The 17969-nt window shown below is 49.4% G+C and carries 21 protein-coding genes and 1 rRNA gene; 18 read left to right on the top strand and 4 right to left on the bottom strand.

The genetic code is table 11. From position 1 onward, the window contains the following. From VFA_RS00170 to rplI, 7 genes are all read left to right on the top strand, one after another. The coding region (locus tag VFA_RS00170) for an EF-Tu C-terminal domain-related protein (RefSeq protein WP_038150562.1) at positions 1 to 339 on the top strand (339 nt) is incomplete at its 5' end. A 286-nt stretch (positions 340 to 625) separates the two neighbouring features. Further along, entirely contained in the window at positions 626 to 814 is a 189-nt protein-coding gene (locus tag VFA_RS00165) for a (2Fe-2S)-binding protein (RefSeq protein ID WP_004723747.1), read from the top strand. A 69-nt stretch (positions 815 to 883) separates the two neighbouring features. Continuing rightward, positions 884 to 1360: a bacterioferritin gene (bfr, locus tag VFA_RS00160; protein WP_004723745.1), complete on the top strand. Its 477-nt coding sequence runs from the start codon at positions 884 to 886 to the stop codon at positions 1358 to 1360. A 196-nt stretch (positions 1361 to 1556) separates the two neighbouring features. Then, complete coding sequence (gene rpsF / locus VFA_RS00155; RefSeq protein ID WP_004723737.1) at positions 1557 to 1925, top strand: 30S ribosomal protein S6; 369 nt, start codon at positions 1557 to 1559, stop codon at positions 1923 to 1925. A gap of 8 nt (positions 1926 to 1933) precedes the next feature. Further along, positions 1934 to 2236 carry a primosomal replication protein N gene (gene priB, locus VFA_RS23060; RefSeq protein ID WP_086027247.1) on the top strand — a complete coding sequence of 101 codons (303 nt, stop codon included), beginning with the start codon at positions 1934 to 1936 and terminating at the stop codon, positions 2234 to 2236. 15 nt (positions 2237 to 2251) lie between these two features. After that, complete coding sequence (rpsR, locus tag VFA_RS00150; protein ID WP_000090472.1) at positions 2252 to 2479, top strand: 30S ribosomal protein S18; 228 nt, start codon at positions 2252 to 2254, stop codon at positions 2477 to 2479. A gap of 33 nt (positions 2480 to 2512) precedes the next feature. Then, on the top strand, positions 2513 to 2962 hold the full coding sequence (rplI, locus tag VFA_RS00145) for a 50S ribosomal protein L9 (RefSeq protein ID WP_004723735.1): 450 nt from the start codon (positions 2513 to 2515) through the stop codon (positions 2960 to 2962). A 77-nt stretch (positions 2963 to 3039) separates the two neighbouring features. On the opposite strand, the gene VFA_RS00140 is transcribed toward rplI, so the two are convergent. Next, positions 3040 to 3804: a DUF481 domain-containing protein gene (locus VFA_RS00140; protein ID WP_014205883.1), complete on the bottom strand. Its 765-nt coding sequence runs from the start codon at positions 3802 to 3804 to the stop codon at positions 3040 to 3042. 172 nt (positions 3805 to 3976) lie between these two features. Here VFA_RS00140 and VFA_RS00135 point away from each other — a divergent pair, with 172 nt between their 5' ends. Both VFA_RS00135 and alr read left to right on the top strand, forming a co-directional pair. After that, complete coding sequence (locus VFA_RS00135; protein WP_004723730.1) at positions 3977 to 5386, top strand: replicative DNA helicase; 1410 nt, start codon at positions 3977 to 3979, stop codon at positions 5384 to 5386. A gap of 13 nt (positions 5387 to 5399) precedes the next feature. Then, complete coding sequence (gene alr, locus VFA_RS00130) at positions 5400 to 6485, top strand: alanine racemase (RefSeq protein ID WP_038150563.1); 1086 nt, start codon at positions 5400 to 5402, stop codon at positions 6483 to 6485. 10 nt (positions 6486 to 6495) lie between these two features. On the opposite strand, the gene VFA_RS00125 is transcribed toward alr, so the two are convergent. Continuing rightward, entirely contained in the window at positions 6496 to 6915 is a 420-nt protein-coding gene (locus VFA_RS00125) for a secondary thiamine-phosphate synthase enzyme YjbQ (protein ID WP_004723726.1), read from the bottom strand. Positions 6916 to 7200: 285 nt separating this feature from the next. Between VFA_RS00125 and pgi the strand changes: the two genes are divergently transcribed. Next, positions 7201 to 8856 (top strand): glucose-6-phosphate isomerase, encoded by a 1656-nt coding sequence (gene pgi, locus VFA_RS00120; protein WP_004723723.1) that lies wholly within the window; start codon positions 7201 to 7203, stop codon positions 8854 to 8856. Positions 8857 to 8947: 91 nt separating this feature from the next. Here the strand turns inward: pgi and VFA_RS00115 are convergent, their stop codons facing one another. Both VFA_RS00115 and zur read right to left on the bottom strand, forming a co-directional pair. Then, complete coding sequence (locus tag VFA_RS00115; protein ID WP_004723722.1) at positions 8948 to 9409, bottom strand: chemotaxis protein CheX; 462 nt, start codon at positions 9407 to 9409, stop codon at positions 8948 to 8950. Positions 9410 to 9433: 24 nt separating this feature from the next. After that, complete coding sequence (zur, locus tag VFA_RS00110) at positions 9434 to 9883, bottom strand: zinc uptake transcriptional repressor Zur (protein ID WP_038150561.1); 450 nt, start codon at positions 9881 to 9883, stop codon at positions 9434 to 9436. 249 nt (positions 9884 to 10132) lie between these two features. Between zur and dusA the strand changes: the two genes are divergently transcribed. From dusA to VFA_RS00070, 8 genes are all read left to right on the top strand, one after another. Next, a complete protein-coding gene (gene dusA, locus VFA_RS00105) occupies positions 10133 to 11116 on the top strand; it encodes a tRNA dihydrouridine(20/20a) synthase DusA (protein ID WP_081454415.1) in 984 nt (327 codons plus the stop codon). Positions 11117 to 11271: 155 nt separating this feature from the next. After that, entirely contained in the window at positions 11272 to 11481 is a 210-nt protein-coding gene (pspG, locus tag VFA_RS00100; protein WP_038150560.1) for an envelope stress response protein PspG, read from the top strand. Between the two features lie 94 nt (positions 11482 to 11575). After that, entirely contained in the window at positions 11576 to 12241 is a 666-nt protein-coding gene (locus VFA_RS00095) for a TIGR04219 family outer membrane beta-barrel protein (RefSeq protein ID WP_004723713.1), read from the top strand. A 142-nt stretch (positions 12242 to 12383) separates the two neighbouring features. Further along, entirely contained in the window at positions 12384 to 12614 is a 231-nt protein-coding gene (locus tag VFA_RS00090; RefSeq protein ID WP_024374468.1) for a hypothetical protein, read from the top strand. Between the two features lie 96 nt (positions 12615 to 12710). Continuing rightward, positions 12711 to 14564, top strand: coding sequence for an assimilatory sulfite reductase (NADPH) flavoprotein subunit (locus VFA_RS00085; protein WP_172475401.1), 1854 nt, complete (start codon positions 12711 to 12713; stop codon positions 14562 to 14564). Continuing rightward, the gene (gene cysI, locus VFA_RS00080; protein ID WP_004723706.1) at positions 14564 to 16297 is read left to right on the top strand and encodes an assimilatory sulfite reductase (NADPH) hemoprotein subunit; all 1734 of its coding nucleotides are present in this window, start codon (positions 14564 to 14566) and stop codon (positions 16295 to 16297) included. The genes VFA_RS00085 and cysI overlap by 1 nt, the downstream gene beginning before the upstream one ends. Beyond that, entirely contained in the window at positions 16290 to 17063 is a 774-nt protein-coding gene (locus tag VFA_RS00075) for a phosphoadenylyl-sulfate reductase (RefSeq protein ID WP_004723704.1), read from the top strand. Before cysI ends, VFA_RS00075 begins: the two co-directional genes overlap by 8 nt. A gap of 598 nt (positions 17064 to 17661) precedes the next feature. Then, positions 17662 to 17969: ribosomal RNA gene (locus VFA_RS00070) — 16S ribosomal RNA — on the top strand; the annotation flags it as partial.

Genomic DNA, 17969 nt, shown 5'->3' with positions numbered 1-17969 from the left:
AAACGTGATGAAGTAGAACGTGGTCAAGTACTAGCGAAACCAGGTTCAATCACTCCACACACCAAGTTTGAATCAGAAGTATACGTACTGTCTAAAGATGAAGGTGGTCGTCACACTCCATTCTTCAAAGGCTACCGTCCACAGTTCTACTTCCGTACAACTGACGTAACAGGCAACATCGAACTGCCAGAAGGCGTAGAGATGGTAATGCCAGGCGACAACATTCAAATGATTGTTGAGCTGATCGCGCCAATCGCAATGGACGAAGGTCTACGCTTCGCAATCCGTGAAGGTGGCCGTACAGTTGGTGCTGGTGTTGTTGCTAAGATCATCGCTTAATCGATAATCTTACTGCGAACCTCGCATGAAAAAAGGGAAGCTTCGGCTTCCCTTTTTGCGTTTTGGTTATAAAAAAAATTTCTAGTCTTCACTGTTTGTCTGTGATCATGTGCCATAAAACAATTGCTTAGCAGTCGTGTATTCAATGCACAGCGTGCTAAGTGATCTTGCTTTGAAAATCCGTGGTTTTGATATAACGAAACGATCTTAATGAAGTTGAAAACTAACTGGTAATAAGAACGATTCCTTTTTATAGTTCAAGGCAACAAGATAATGAGGTTGCAGTATGTACGTGTGTTTGTGTCACGGTGTGTCAGATAAGAAGATCAAAAAGCTTGCCCTTGAGCAAGGGATCACCGATATCCGCGGCATCAAACGTTGCACCGCACTGGGCTCGCAATGTGGCAAGTGCGTGAAACAGGCTAAAGAAATTCTGAACGAAACTATCGTCGTACAGTACCAACAAGCCAGTTAGGCCAGCGACCTTTTTGACACCTTCTCAATTGGTTCTACAGTTATAAGAGCCAAAGAGGAGGGCTTTGTCATGAAAGGTGATCCAATCATCATCCAACACCTGAATAAAATTCTCGGCAATGAACTGATTGCCATCAATCAATACTTTCTCCATGCGCGCATGTACAAGGATTGGGGGTTAAAACACCTCGCGGATAAGGAATATCACGAATCCATCGATGAGATGAAGCATGCGGATCATTTGATTGAGCGTATCCTGTTTCTCGAAGGCCTGCCTAATTTGCAAGATCTCGGCAAGCTGATGATCGGGGAAGACACCAAAGAAATGCTCGAATGCGACCTCAAACTTGAGCTCGCTGCCATTCCGGACCTTCGTGATGCAATTGCCTATGCCGAAGACATTCGCGACTACGTGTCACGTGACCTCTTTCAGGACATTCTGGAAGATGAAGAAGAGCATGTGGACTGGCTGGAAACTCAGCTTGGTTTGATTGATATGACGGGGATTGAGAATTACCTTCAAGCCCAATTCGTCGACGAAGATTAACCGTTTGCAGCCAGCGCCACGCCTTGGCACTGGCTGCAAAACGCCGCGTTTCCTGCCTAATATTTCCCTTGCTAATGCTGCTGTCTTTCTGTACTATTCTCGCTCCTTAATTCTCGGTCAAATTTCATTAGTTCCTTGCTTCCTCTGGATGACCGGGCCAACTTGGGAAGCTGAATAATCCGTAAGGAGCAAATAAATGCGTCATTACGAAATCGTATTCATGGTGCACCCAGATCAAAGCGAGCAAGTTGCTGGCATGATCGAGCGTTACACTGGTTCAATCACTGAAGCTGGCGGTAAAGTACACCGTCTAGAAGACTGGGGCCGCCGTCAACTGGCTTACCCAATCAACAAGCTTCACAAAGCTCACTACGTTCTGATGAACGTTGAAGCTGACCAAGCTGTTATCGATGAACTGGAAACTGCTTTCCGTTTCAACGATGCGGTTCTGCGTAACATGATTATGCGTACTAAAGCTGCAATCACTGAACCTTCAATCATGCTGAAAGCTAAAGAAGAGCGTTCTAAGCGTGACGAAGCGAAATTTGAAGCAGACGCTGAGTAATTTCATTGATGACCAATCGAATGGAGTTAAGTGGTTCCATCGCTAAACCTCCGATTCGAAGCCAAAGCCCTTCGGGCATCGAACACTGCCGATTTTGGCTAGAGCATCGCTCTACGGTGATCGAAGCTGACCTACCGCGACAGGTGTATTGCCGAATCCCGGTGGTTGTCAGTGGGCAACGGTCAAAAGCGTTAACTCAAAATTTAGTACAAGGCAGCATCATTCAGGTAAGTGGATTTTTGGCTTACCAAACCGGCCGAAATGGCGTGGGGAAATTGGTGCTACATGCCGACAACATTATCCAAATTTAGATCAGGAGATAGCCCATGGCTCGTTTCTTCCGTCGTCGTAAATTCTGCCGTTTTACAGCAGAAGGCGTACAAGAGATTGATTACAAAGACGTAGCAACTCTTAAGAACTACATCACTGAAGCTGGCAAAATCGTACCTAGCCGTATCACTGGTACTAGCGCTAAATATCAGCGTCAGCTAGCTCGTGCAATCAAGCGTTCTCGCTACCTAGCTCTACTGCCATACACTGACAAACATCAGTAATTGGCACCGTTTATTAAGAAAGAGGATTAAGCAATGCAAGTTATTCTACTTGATAAAATCGGTAACCTAGGTGGTCTTGGCGATACAGTTAGCGTTAAATCTGGTTACGCTCGTAACTTCCTTATCCCTCAAGGTAAGGCTGTTATGGCAACTAAAGCTAACGTTGAAATGTTTGAAAGCCGTCGTGCTGAGCTAGAAGCACAAGTTGCTGAACACCTAGCAGACGCACAAGCTCGCGCTGACCAAGTTAACGCTCTGGAAGCAGTAGTAATTGCTTCTAAAGCTGGTGACGAAGGTAAACTGTTCGGTTCTATCGGTACTCGTGACATCGCTGACGCTATTACAGCGGCAGGTGTTGCAGTTTCTAAGAGCGAAGTTCGCCTACCTGAAGGCGCTCTGCGCAACACTGGTGAATTCGAAGTTAGCGTTCAACTTCACTCTGAAGTTTTCGCTACTGCGAAAGTACAGGTTGTTGCTGAGTAATTTCAGTATACAGACGAATCAAAAACACCAGCCTCGGCTGGTGTTTTTTTATGTCTGAAGTAACGCAATGAGCGGCTTCAGAAGAGGAAAATCAGGTTCACGGACAAGACGGTGTCCGCCTTGCTCATGCCATCAGGTACACGCGTATGGTACTGACGAGATTGGTTGATCTTCAGTGCGATGTCTTCGGTGATATTGTTAATCACACTCAGCTCGGAGTCCAAGCGAGTGTTACTTTCACCATTCACCAACGTCAGGTCAGCCGCAAACTTGAGCGACTTCAGCGCTTGCCATTCGGTTTTCAAATTGCTACGAAAAATCGGCTCCTGCACGATGTCTGGAAAGACGACGTCCGTTTTATCGATCTCATCCAAATTCGGCTCTTGATAGCGATAACCTGGGCCCAATTCCACCTCGATCAACAACTGCTCTGTGTGGGTGATTTGATAACCCAAACCGCCAGATAAGGTATAGTCCTTAAAATAAGCACTGTAACGTGAATCAATGCCTTTAAAGCTGCCGTACAAGTAGGTTTTGGGGCCAAGCTTGTAGTCGGTTTGCAATGCATAGTTCGATTGGCGCTTATTCTCTTTGCCGTTTTTGTCCAACTTATAAAAACGCCATTCCCCGTTGGTCCGGTGACGCCCTTCGATATATTCCCCTTTCAGGCGCGTATTGAGCGATTCTGAATCGGTATTGCCAGTATGCGACTGATAGCCGAACTCAATCTGGCTGTGCCAGTGAGAAGGAATCTTGATGTCCGTATCGCGCTTGGGATCCTCGTTTGCGCAGACGTTATAACTCGTCAGTAGGCCAATACTTAGAAGCCAAACTTTGGACACACTTTACCTCATATACACGGGTTGAATCGTTGCATGATAAGCATCTATGTTGCTAATTGGGTCATGAGACGGTTAATTCTGCCGCTAGCATACACAAACTTTCGTATCATTAATTACAAATTTTGTATTCTCGTTATAATGGACGGTCATTAAAGAGTTACCGAGTGAAGTCATGGCTGATCCCCGAACAGATAACCGAAACCGTAAATCTGCTGATGCGCAGGTCGATGCGATTAAAGTTCCTCCCCATTCCTTAGAAGCTGAACAATCCGTGATTGGCGGCTTGTTGCTGGATAACGAACGCTGGGACACGGTCTCTGAACGTGTATTGACATCAGACTTTTACAGCCGTCCGCACCGCCTGATTTTTGATGGTGTGAAGTCGATTCTGGATGCGGGTAAGCCGCTCGATTTGATCACGCTGTCGGAATTTCTCGAACAACGAGAACAGCTCGAAGACGTGGGTGGCTTTGCTTATCTCGCCGATCTTGCCAAAAATACCCCGAGTGCGGCCAACATCAACGCCTATGCGGAGATCGTGGCTGAACGTGCGCTGGTGCGCAATCTGATTGGTGTGGCGAATGAAATTGCCGATGCGGGTTACGATCCGCAAGGCCGCAGTTCGGAAGACCTGCTCGATCTGGCCGAAAGTAAAGTATTTGCGATTGCAGAAGCGCGCACAAGCGAAAATGAAGGCCCACAGAACGTCGACAACATTCTGGAAAAAACGCTTGAGCGTATCGAGCTGCTGTACAAAACGCCGCAGGATGGTGTGACCGGGGTGAATACCGGCTTTACCGACCTCAACAAGAAAACGGCAGGTCTGCAAGGGTCGGATCTCATCATCGTCGCGGCACGTCCATCGATGGGTAAAACCACGTTTGCGATGAACTTGTGTGAAAACGCGGCGATGGAGCAGGAAAAGCCGGTGCTGATCTTCTCGCTGGAGATGCCCGCCGAACAGATCATGATGCGTATGTTGGCGTCGCTGTCTCGTGTTGACCAAACCAAAATCCGTACCGGTCAGCTCGATGATGAGGACTGGGCGCGAATTTCTTCGACCATGGGTATTCTCATGGAGAAGAAGAACATGTACATCGATGACAGCTCTGGCCTGACGCCGACCGACGTGCGCTCACGTGCGCGCCGTATTGCCCGTGAGCATGGCGGTTTGTCGCTTATCATGGTCGACTACCTGCAGCTGATGCGTGTACCGGCGTTGTCGGATAACCGAACGCTGGAAATCGCTGAGATCTCCCGCTCGCTGAAAGCGCTGGCGAAAGAGCTGAATGTGCCCGTGGTGGCACTGTCGCAGCTGAACCGCTCGCTGGAACAACGTGCTGACAAACGCCCGGTTAACTCGGACTTGCGTGAATCCGGCTCTATCGAGCAGGACGCGGACTTGATTATGTTTATCTACCGTGACGAGGTTTACCATCCTGACAGTGCGCTCAAAGGCACCGCCGAGATCATCATCGGTAAACAGCGTAACGGCCCTATCGGTTCTGTACGTCTGACCTTCCAGGGCCAGTTCTCCCGCTTTGATAATTATGCAGGACCGGCATTTGACGACGATGAGTAAAACGATGAATTACATGAAAGCTGCGACGGCCTGTATCAATTTGGACGCGTTACGCCACAATCTGCAGCAGATTAAGCAGCAAGCGCCCAACAGTAAATTAATGGCGGTGGTCAAAGCCAATGGTTACGGCCATGGGCTACGCCATGTGGCGAAGCACGCCGTCGGCGCTGATGCTTTTGGTGTGGCTCGCATTGAAGAAGCATTGCAACTGCGCGCCAGTGGCGTAGTAAAGCCGATTCTGCTGTTGGAAGGGTTCTACTCGCAGGGGGATTTACCTGTGCTAGTGACCAACAATATTCAAACTGTGCTGCACTGCGAAGAGCAGTTGCAGGCACTGGAAAGCGCCGAGCTGGAAACGCCGGTGGTGGTGTGGCTGAAAATCGACAGTGGCATGCACCGTTTGGGCGTGCGTCCAGAGCAATATGCGCAGTTTGTGGCGCGGCTTCAAGCATGCAACAACGTGGCGAAACCGCTGCGCTACATGAGCCATTTTGGCTGTGCTGATGAGCTGGATAAATCGACCACTACGGAGCAAATTGAGCTATTTTTATCACTGACCAACGGCTGTGAAGGTGAGCGCTCTATGGCGGCATCGGCAGGCTTATTGGCGTGGCCGCAAAGCCAGATGGAATGGGTTCGCCCAGGCATCATTATGTACGGTGTGTCGCCTTTTGCTGAGAAAAACGCGCAGCAACTCGGCTATCAACCGGTGATGACACTCAAATCGCATTTGATCGCTGTACGCGACGTGAAAGCTGGCGAAAGTGTGGGCTATGGCGCGACTTGGGTTAGCGAGCGCGATACCAAAATTGGCGTCATTGCGATTGGGTACGGCGATGGCTACCCACGCACTGCGCCTAATGGCACACCCGTGGTGGTCAATGGCCGTGTGGTACCGCTTGCCGGTCGCGTGTCCATGGATATGCTTACCGTTGATTTGGGGCCGGATGCGCGTGATAACGTGGGCGATGAAGCCATTTTGTGGGGCAGTGAACTGCCTGTCGAAGAAGTGGCCAGCCACATTGGCACGCTGGGTTATGAGTTGGTGACTAAACTGACCTCCCGCGTTGACATGTCATATTACGGAGCAGGCCGATAGGCCTGCTTTTTTATTCCCCTTGCAGCGTCGCAACCAGGCGGCGTTTGCCACCGTGGTCACGGTGCTCGCCTAAGTAAATGCCTTGCCATGTTCCCAACGCTAAACGACCTTGCGAAATGGGAATCGTCACGCTGGAGCCGAGTAGTGACGCTTTGATGTGGGCGGGCATATCATCATCGCCTTCGTAGGTGTGCACATAATACGGGGCACGCTCGGGGACAAAGTGATTAAAGTGCTGTTCCATGTCCGAGCGGACGGTTGGATCGGCATTTTCATTGAGCGTGAGGCTGGCTGACGTGTGTTGAATAAACAGATGTAGCAAACCGACAGAAATATCAGCTAATTGCGGTAATTGTTGTTCAATTTCATCAGTAATCAAATGAAAACCGCGTGGATATGCACGTAGGTGAATTTGCTGCTGAGCCCACATTTGTCTCTCTCCATAATCTGATTGGCAAACGGCCGGATAAACGCTATGGTTGGCGCCAAGTGATTGTAACACAATTGGGTAAACACTCGGTGTTTACGTGACTTAACTCAATGTGGGGGTACATGAGCTGAGTCATAATTGTGCATTGAAAATTTATTACACTTTGCTCTGCGTCAGGCAGAGAACTTTATCATTTTCTTTTTGCTTAATCGGGGATTCTGCATTCTTGGTGCCAGTGACTAAGATTAGTGGAATAAAATCTACAGTAACATCGGGATAGATACCATGTTGAAAAATATCAATCCAACGCAAACTCAAGCTTGGAAAGCACTGACCGCGCATTTTGAATCCGCGCAGGATATGGACCTCAAAACTCTGTTCGCAGAGGACAGTCAACGTTTTGCTAAATACTCCGCCCGTTTCGGTAACGACATTCTCGTCGACTACTCAAAAAACCTTGTGAACGAAGAAACCATGAAGCATCTATTCGCTCTGGCTGACGAAGCGGATGTGAAAAGTGCGATTCAGGCAATGTTCAGTGGCGAAGCCATCAACCAAACCGAAGGTCGTGCCGTGCTGCACACCGCGCTGCGCAACCGCAGCAATACACCAGTGATGGTTCATGGTGAAGATGTCATGCCTGCGGTAAATGCCGTGCTTGAGAAAATGAAAGCGTTCTCTGAGCGCATTATTGGCGGCGAGTGGAAAGGTTTCACTGGCAAAGCGATCACGGATGTGGTGAACATCGGTATCGGTGGTTCTGACCTCGGTCCTTACATGGTGACAGAAGCGCTGGCGCCATACAAAAACCACCTGTCCATGCACTTTGTATCGAACGTCGATGGCACGCACATTGCGGAAACACTGAAGAAAGTGAATCCAGAAACCACGCTGTTCCTGGTGGCTTCAAAAACGTTCACCACGCAAGAAACCATGACCAACGCGCACTCTGCGCGTGACTGGTTCCTTGATACTGCGGGCGATGAAGCGCACGTTGCGAAGCACTTCGCTGCGCTATCTACCAACGCGTCAGCGGTTGCAGAGTTTGGTATTGATACCGACAACATGTTTGAATTCTGGGACTGGGTTGGCGGCCGTTACTCACTGTGGTCCGCGATCGGTCTATCGATCATTCTGTCGATTGGTTTTGACAACTTCGTTGAACTGCTGAGCGGTGCTCATGAAATGGACAAACATTTCGTTGAAACTCCGTTCGAAAACAACATCCCAATGATCCTGGCGTTGATTGGTATTTGGTACAACAACTTCCACGGCGCAGAATCTGAAGCGATTCTTCCGTACGACCAATACATGCACCGTTTTGCTGCGTACTTCCAACAAGGCAACATGGAATCGAATGGTAAGTACGTTGACCGTGATGGCAACCCAGTGACTTACCAAACTGGCCCAATCATTTGGGGCGAGCCTGGTACTAACGGCCAGCACGCGTTCTACCAGTTGATTCACCAAGGTACCAAACTGATCCCATGTGATTTCATTGCGCCAGCACTGACACATAATGCAGTCAGCGATCACCATCAGAAACTGATGTCGAACTTCTTCGCACAAACAGAAGCATTGGCATTTGGTAAATCAGCGGATGTTGTGAAAGCGGAATTGGTGAAATCTGGTAAATCAGAGCAAGAAGTTGCAGCGCTGGTGCCATTCAAAGTGTTTGAAGGGAACCGTCCAACCAACTCTATTTTGGTGAAAGAGATTACGCCACGTTCTCTGGGTAACCTGATCGCGATGTACGAACACAAGATCTTTGTTCAAGGCGTGATTTGGAACATCTTTACCTTTGACCAATGGGGTGTAGAACTGGGTAAACAGCTGGCGAACCAAATTCTGCCTGAACTGGCAGACAGTGCGCTAATCAGCTCTCACGACAGTTCGACCAACGGTCTGATCAACGCATTCAAAGCGTTTCGTGGTGAATGATGAATTGACTCTGAGCCCCGGCTCGGAGTCAGCGCAATAAAAAAAGCGGATGCCAAGGCATCCGCTTTTTTATGAAATCTCACCGAAGTGTTTATTCGAAACAGATCTCGATGAAGGCATTTCCCCATTGAGAAGAAAACGGCATGATGATGATTGAGCCTTCGCATTTGTGACGAATAGTGTGGCCTTTACCAGACACCACCACAGGGGTTGCCATATCAAAATCAAACCCACTCTCTGCCAGAATGCGTTTCGCGCCACCAGTCACCATATTGGTGATTTCACCCACCATGTCTGTCACTTCTTCGTTTAACCCGTTCGGTCGTTCGCCCAGCATGTTCTGCATAATTTCCAGCGCCAGACTTTCATCGAACGTAATCGACATGGAACCACGGGTCTGTTGACCGACCATACCAATCAGGCCAGACACATCACCGCGAGCAATTTCGTCTTTTTTCAAACGAGGTTTTTGAGGCTTCAATTCAAGAGAAGCCATTGTTTTTAGCACGTTCAGCAAAGACGCTAAAAACGGGTTTACAAATTCAGCGCGCATAACCTTCTTCTATTGTTTCATTCTTTATTTCGAGGAACACGATTGGCACACACCATGCGACTCAATCACGTGGTTGGCAATTTTGAAGCCGTGTTTCTCCGCGTTGTCTGCCAGCAATGCTATCAGGCTATCATCTTGCAATTCAATCACGTTGCCGCACTGGTCGCAAATCAATAGCTGTGAAAAGTGCTTGTGTGCATTACAAGAGCAGCAGGATATAAAGCTATTTGTTGATTCTACCCGGTGAATGAAGCCTTGTTCCATCAGAAAATCCAGTGCTCGGTAAACCGTCGGTGGTTTGGCCTGAGGTTCACTCTGTTTCAGATCTTCTAGCAATTCATAAGCACTCGAGGCTTTTTTGCTCGCACAGATGAGTTCAAACACCCGTTTTCGTTGAGACGTCAGCCTGACACCTCGAGCCGTACATATTTCTTCAATCTGTTTGGTAAGCTTATTGTCCAAATCTATCACCATAACCGTCGGACTTTAGTAATCATATACTATTTCCGGATGAATATCGTTTTGCTCATCAATAAATCTGGTTTGATTCATACACTAACGACGATATTTCCATAGATAAGCGCTAAGTTACCTTATCTTGTCGCGAAACGATACCTCCGAAGAACTGTTGGCGATATAAACAGAAGCGATTACAATGCCAAACTTTCTTTTTGGTCACTCGGTGGCCAAATGCTTTTTGATTGAAATGGGGATGTTGAACCAATGACTCACTCATGCCGGCTTTCTGTGGCGCCGATGCTCGATTGGACAGACCGCCACTGCCGCTATTTCCATCGTTTGCTGTCATCGCAAACCTTGCTTTATACCGAAATGGTAACCACAGGTGCGATCATCCATGGAAAGGGTGACTTCTTGGCGTACAACGAGGAAGAACATCCGCTTGCGTTGCAACTGGGTGGCTCGAACCCCGTCGATCTAGCGCATTGTGCGAAGTTGGCACAGGAACGCGGGTACGATGAAATTAACCTCAATGTCGGTTGCCCGTCTGATCGCGTGCAAAACGGTCGCTTTGGCGCGTGCCTGATGGCGGAACCTGAGTTGGTTGCGCAGTGTGTCGCGGCCATGAAAGCGGTGGTGGATATTCCGGTCACGGTGAAAACCCGGATTGGTATCGACGATCAGGATTCGTATGAGTTTCTGACCCACTTCGTTACCGTGGTGTCGGAGCAAGGTGGCTGTGAGCAGTTTACCATTCACGCGCGTAAAGCGTGGTTGAGCGGCTTGAGCCCGAAAGAGAACCGCGAGATCCCGCCGCTGGATTACCCACGCGCGTATCAGTTGAAGCAGGATTTCCCGCAGTTGACCATCGCTGTGAATGGTGGCGTGAAATCATTGGCGGAAGCCAAAGAACATCTCCAACATCTGGATGGCGTCATGATCGGCCGTGAAGCGTACCAAAGCCCATACTTGCTGGCCGAAGTTGATCAGCAGATCTTTGGTCTGGATACGCCAGTGAAGAAGCGTTCTCAGGTGGTGCAAGAGATGTATCCGTACATTGAGCAACAACTGGCACAGGGCAGTTATTTAGGACATATCACGCGTCACATGCTGGGGTTGTTCCAAAATATGCCGGGCGCGCGTCAATGGCGTCGTCACATCAGTGAAAACGCGCACAAAGCGGGCGCGGGGATTGAAGTGGTCGAGCAGGCGCTGGCCAAAATTCCGTATCAAGAGCTGGATGTGTAAATTTCACCAACTGTTGGTGACTTTAACCAGTTAGATGAGGTCGTGGACGTTTATTCGCCACGGCCTTTTTATTTACTTCAGCTAAATCAGTTAATTAGCCTGGCGCGCTCGGTTGGCGCGAAACGTGCTATAACACCAAGAAAAGGAGAACGATGATGGTAGAGCTGATTTTTATTTTGGTATTTGTGGCCAGCTTGTTGGTGACGGGGTTGACCGTCTTCGGCACACTGGTAGCCATCGCTGTGGCGTTTGGTGTGTTGATGTTGCTGAGCCTGCTTGGTTTTGCGCTCAAACTGCTGCCTTGGCTGATTGTGATTGCGCTGGGCGTATGGGTGTATCGTCACTATCAGCAAATTCCACGTTAAGAATGGTTTGGCCATCTCAACATGGTCTGTGCCTGTGCTACTATGCCGACCCAAAAGATGACATATACTTAGCACTTTGACAGGAGCAATGACCATGAATAAGCCAGCCATGGCGATACTGACAACCGCGTTATTATCGCTTTCTGCCACGGCGTGGTGTGACGACACGGCTTATGACGTCAAACTGGGCGCAGCGATGTGGTGGGGCAGCACCAAGGTTGATGAAGTGCGCCATGAAACGGATCAAGCGCCTGCATTTCAGGCCGCGCTCGACCACCAATTGCGTTACCTGCCGAACTTCAGCGTTCGTTACACGAGTGTCGATGCCAATTACGCCGCATTCGATAAACTCGATTACACCTTCTATTACAACTTACTGCATCATGAGTGGATGAACTTTGATGCCGGGGTGACGGTCACGCAGTACCGCAGTTCTCATTACCGTGCTCAGGATGACAAAACGTACGACTTTAACGACACTACGTTTAACTGGTATGCCGCCGCGGAGCTCTCGATCCCAGAGACCAACTTTGACATCATCGGCCAGTTTGATGTCGGCAATAACAGTGGCATGAAAAGTTCGGATGTCACAGCGGGCGTACAATATCGTTTACCAGTGAAAGACGGGGAATGGGCACTCAAAGGCGGATACCGTGTGATTGACCTTGAGTTTGATGACTTGGCCACGCAGTCGCCAGATACCGGAACCTCTTATGTATTTGTTGATGGTTGGTTCCTCGGCGCTGACTTCCGCTTTTAAATCATCCCGATGTTGTCCTCACGCCACCGCTTCTTGGTGGCGTTTTTGTTGTGCGAACGACAATCTCATCAGCAGAATTCGCAATCCGCTCGAAATAGACCATGCTTAATAGGATGGAACGGCAATATGAGTGAGAGTGGCGATGACGATCACGGAACTGAGAAACCTTTACCGCGAGAACCAGCTTGTAGAAGCCATAATTGAGCCTTCTTCAGAAGAAGGCGCATGGATAGTGGAATTTCGTCACCAACGCGGCGGATTTGTCCTGCTGACCGGCACCAATGGCGAGGAGTGCCATTACATCGATCTCGACCAAGCCTCTAAATCGGCGATGGCGGTGGGATTTAAGCAGGTGAGAGTGGAATCCAAGTAAGGTCAAACTTCACCCGCCTTACTTCCAAAAAGTTATAAAACATGCTCATCTATTCTTTCTTGTTATTAAGAGGAGTGGTTAATCTATCGTCACGCAATGAATAAGGAAGTCGTGACAATGTCTTCAGGAAACACCATACCAAAAGAGCTCGCTGGGCTTGCCAGCCCACTCAACGACTCGCAGCTCAATCAGCTGCAACAAACGATTTCACAACTCTCACCTCAGCAAATGGCTTGGGTGAGCGGTTATTTCTGGGGGCTCAGCCAGTCTCAGACGCTGGGGGCTTCAGCACCTTTGACTCAGGCGGCAGCGCTGACTGCGGCAAAACCTGCCGGTAAGCTGACCATTATCTTTGCTTCGCAAACTGGGAATGCGAAAGGTGTGGCTGAAGCGTTGGAACAAGACGCCCAAGCGGCGGGTATTGCCGTGCAGCTGTTTGATGCCAGTGATTACAAAGGCAAAGATCTGGCGAAAGAAACGCACGTGATCGTCGTGGCTTCAACCAATGGTGAAGGCGAAGCGCCGGACAATGCGTTGGCGCTGCACGAATTCCTGCAATCGAAAAAAGCCCCGAAATTACCCAACCTGCAATATGGCGTGATTGGCCTGGGCGACTCGAGTTACGAGTTCTTCTGCCAAACAGGCAAAGATTTCGATACGTTCCTTGAAAAACTGGGTGCGAAGCGCTTTATCGATCGCGTGGATTGCGATGTGGATTACGATGCCCCTGCCGCAGAATGGCGTGCGAAAGCGTTAGCCAGCGTCAAAGAAGCATTGGCAAGCAGCCAAGCGGAAGTGGTTCAGTTGCCTGTCGGTCAAGCCACGACGTCCCATTCTCAATACAACAAACAAAATCCATATACCGCCACGTTGTTGACCAGCCAGAAAATCACGGGCCGTGATTCAGGCAAAGATGTACGTCATATCGAAATCGATCTGGCGGACTCGGGGCTGACGTATCAACCGGGTGACGCGTTGGGTGTCTGGTATGAGAACAGTGCAGAATTGGCGAATGCGGTTCTGGCGGCGGCAGGGTTGTCGGGTGTAGAAAGCGTTGAAGTTGATGGTGAAAGCCTTTCTTTACATAGCGCGCTAGTGAGCAAATACGAAATCACCGGTTCGAACCCGCAGTTTGTCACCAAGTTTGCTGAGCTGTCGGCTAGCAAGAAATTACAAAAGCTGGTGGAAGACAAAGACAAGCTGCGTGAATACGCGGCCAATACTCAAATTGTCGATGTCCTAAAAGAAAAGAAAACCAAGCTCTCGGCGGAACAATTGATTGCTCTGCTGCGTCGTCTCACGCCACGTCTGTACTCTATTGCGTCCAGCCAGTCGGAAGTGGATGAAGAAGTGCACTTGACGGTTGGTATCGTGGAATACGATGTGGATGGCGATGTTCGCCAAGGCGGGGCGTCCAGCTTCTTGGGTCAACGCCTAGAAGAAGGCGAGTCCGTGAAAGTGTTCATCGAGCACAACAACAACTTCAAACTGCCGCAAGATGATGCAACGCCAGTGATCATGATTGGCCCGGGGACCGGTATCGCACCGTTCCGCAGCTTTATTCAAGAGCGGGATAACCGTGGAGCGGAGGGTAAGAGCTGGTTGTTCTTTGGTGACCGCACCTTCACTCAAGATTTCCTCTATCAAGTGGAATGGCAGAAATACCTGAAATCAGGTGCGCTGACGCGTTTGGACATCGCTTTCAGCCGTGACCAACATGAGAAAGTGTACGTACAACACCGTGTGTTGGAACAAGCGGAGCAGGTATGGCAATGGTTGCAAGATGGCGCCTACGTTTACATCTGTGGTGATGCGACACGCATGGCGAAAGATGTCCATGAAGCGCTGATCGTCGTCGGGCAGCAACAGGGCGGCCTGTCACGTGAAAAAGCAGAAGAATATTTCAATGAGCTTCGTAAAGCGAAACGTTACCAGAGGGATGTGTACTAATGAGCACCAAGATTGAAAACAACGTACAGGAAGTCCTTGGCGAAGTGCTCGGCTCGCTTTCTGATAATGAACGCCTCAAACGCGAAAGTAATTTCCTGCGTGGCACGATCGAACACGATCTGCAAGATCGCATCACGGGTGGATTCACGGCTGATAACTTCCAGCTTATCCGCTTCCACGGCATGTATCAGCAAGATGACCGTGACATTCGTAACCAACGTACCAAACAAAAACTGGAGCCGCTGCACAACGTGATGCTGCGTGCTCGTATGCCAGGCGGCATCATCCAACCCAAACAATGGCTGGCGATCGATAAGTTTGCGACCGAACACTCGCTGTATGGCAGTATCCGTCTGACGACCCGCCAGACGTTTCAGTTCCATGGCGTTCTGAAACCGAATATTAAACTGATGCACCAGACGCTCAATAGCATCGGCATCGACTCGATTGCGACGGCAGGCGACGTCAACCGTAACGTGTTGTGTACCTCAAACCCGGTGGAATCTGAGCTGCACCAAGAAGCGTACGAGTGGGCGAAGAAAATCAGTGAGCATTTGCTGCCGAAAACGCGCGCTTATGCAGAAATTTGGTTGGATGGCGAGAAAGTCGAAACCACCGACGAAGAACCGATTCTGGGTAGCAATTATCTGCCACGGAAATTCAAAACCACGGTGGTGATCCCGCCGCATAACGATATTGATGTGCATGCGAACGATTTGAACTTCGTGGCGATTGCAGACAACGGCAAGCTGGTTGGCTTTAACGTGTTGGTGGGCGGTGGTCTGGCGATGACCCATGGTGATACCTCGACATACCCACGTCGCGCGGATGACTTTGGTTTTATTCCGTTGGCGAAAACGTTAGATGTGGCGGCTGCCGTGGTGACGACACAGCGCGATTGGGGTAACCGTTCAAACCGTAAGAACGCGAAAACCAAATACACGCTGGATCGTGTTGGCGTGGATGTCTTTAAAGCGGAAGTCGAAAAACGTGCGGGCGTGACGTTCGGCGATAGCCGTCCATACGAGTTCACCGAACGCGGCGATCGCATCGGTTGGGTAGAAGGCATCGATGGGAAGCATCACCTGACGCTGTTCATTGAAAACGGTCGTCTATTAGATTTCCCTGGCAAGCCACTGAAAACCGGTGTGGCGGAAATCGCGAAGATTCACCAGGGCGATTTCCGGATGACGGCAAACCAAAACTTGATTGTTGCTGGTGTCCCGGCCGACCAAAAAGCTGAGATTGAAGCATTGGCAGTGTCCCATGGTTTGATGGACAGCAGTGTCAGCGAGCAGCGTAAGAATTCGATGGCGTGTGTGGCGTTTCCCACCTGTCCATTGGCGATGGCTGAAGCTGAACGCTTCCTGCCGGAGTTTGTCACTCAGGTCGAAGGTATTCTGGAAAAACACGCGCTGCCAAAAGAAGACAACATCATCCTGCGTGTTACCGGCTGTCCAAACGGATGTGGCCGTGCGATGCTGGCTGAAATCGGTTTAGTCGGGAAAGCGCCTGGCCGTTACAACCTGCACCTCGGTGGTAACCGCGCGGGAACTCGTGTGCCGAAGATGTATAAAGAGAACATTACCGATAAACAGATCCTAGACGAAATCGATACGCTGGTGGGCCGTTGGGCAACAGAGCGTGAGGTTGGGGAAGGGTTTGGTGATTTCACGATTCGTACCGGCATCATTCAAGAAGTGATTGTGTCAAAGAGGGATTTTTATGCCTGAGATCGTCGCGACTCCGAATTTGGCGGAGTTGTTAACGCTCACCAAGGCGGAGCAGGCGCTCCACTTGGCCGAGGTTAACGCATATTTAGAAACGCTCACGGCGCAAGAACGTGTCGTTTGGGCGCTGGAACATTTGCCGGGTACGCATGCCGTCTCTTCTAGCTTCGGTATTCAGGCGGCGGTAATGCTGCATTTGGTGACGTCTGTGAACAAAGACGTCCCGGTGGTCCTGACCGACACGGGCTATCTGTTTCCGGAAACCTACCAGTTTATTGACCAACTGACGGAGCGTTTGGATCTGAATCTCAAGATCTACACCGCAGAGATGTCATCCGCGTGGCAGGAAGCTCGCTTTGGTAAATTGTGGGAACAGGGCGTGACGGGGATTGAACAATACAATCGCATCAATAAAGTGGAACCGATGCGCCGTGCGCTGGATGAACTTAACGTCGGCACTTGGTTTTCGGGCTTACGTCGTGAGCAATCGAAGTCACGGGCGACCTTACCGATTTTGGCGGTTCAAAATGGCGTCTTCAAATTCCTTCCGGTGATCGATTGGACCAATAAAGATGTCCACTATTACCTGAAAGACAACGATCTGCCGTATCACCCACTTTGGGATCAAGGCTATCTGTCAGTCGGCGATACGCATACGACCCGTAAGTGGGAACCGGGCATGAGTGAAGAAGAAACACGATTCTTTGGTTTGAAGCGAGAATGTGGGCTGCATGAAGAATCTCCTGAGCAAGATGGCTCTGGTATTTAATCTGCCTAATATAGAAAAAGCCGCGTTAGCGGCTTTTTCTATATATAAGTGATGTAGATGCGCCGCGATCAAAGGGCTAAAAAGAATAACTCTGTGGATAAGTTGTACGTATCGTTGGGGTAAAATTGGATAAATAAGGCTTTGAGCGTTAATTCATCACTTAAGCGTTATTTTTTCATTTTTTCATAAAAAGTACTTGCCAGTGTGATTCGGATCTCTATAATGCCACCTCGTCGACAGGGCAAGGGCTCACAAGGGTTCAAAGCTAGTCAGACAGGCCAGAAAGAAAAACGAAATGATTTGAAAAAAGTGTTTGACACTGAAGATTATCTCGCTAGAATGGCCGCCTCTTCCACGGTGACTCGTCGCTGAAGTAGGAAGAAAGCTCTTTAACAATATAAACCTATCAATCTGTGTGGGCACTCGTTGATGATAATCGAAGATGATTCTAAAGAATCAACTTAGGTATCAATGAACTGAGTGACCAATCGATACTTCGGTATCGGCACAGTCAATTCATTATCGTTCTGTTGGAACGATAATAGCTTTGAATTACTAAGGTAATTTGAAGTCAGTATTCATTGAGCCACAAAATCTTAAATTGAAGAGTTTGATCATGGCTCAGATTGAACGCTGGCGGCAGGCCTAACACATGCAAGTCGAGCGGCAGCGACAACATTGAACCTTCGGGAGATTTGTTGGGCGGCGAGCGGCGGACGGGTGAGTAATGCCTGGGAAATTGCCCTGATGTGGGGGATAACCATTGGAAACGATGGCTAATACCGCATGATAGCTTCGGCTCAAAGAGGGGGACCTTCGGGCCTCTCGCGTCAGGATATGCCCAGGTGGGATTAGCTAGTTGGTGAGGTAAGGGCTCACCAAGGCGACGATCCCTAGCTGGTCTGA

Source organism: Vibrio furnissii CIP 102972 (assembly GCF_000176175.1).
Taxonomy (GTDB): domain Bacteria; phylum Pseudomonadota; class Gammaproteobacteria; order Enterobacterales; family Vibrionaceae; genus Vibrio; species Vibrio furnissii.
Note: the sequence above shows the minus strand (reverse complement) of the source record. Positions and strands in the feature narration are given on the sequence as shown.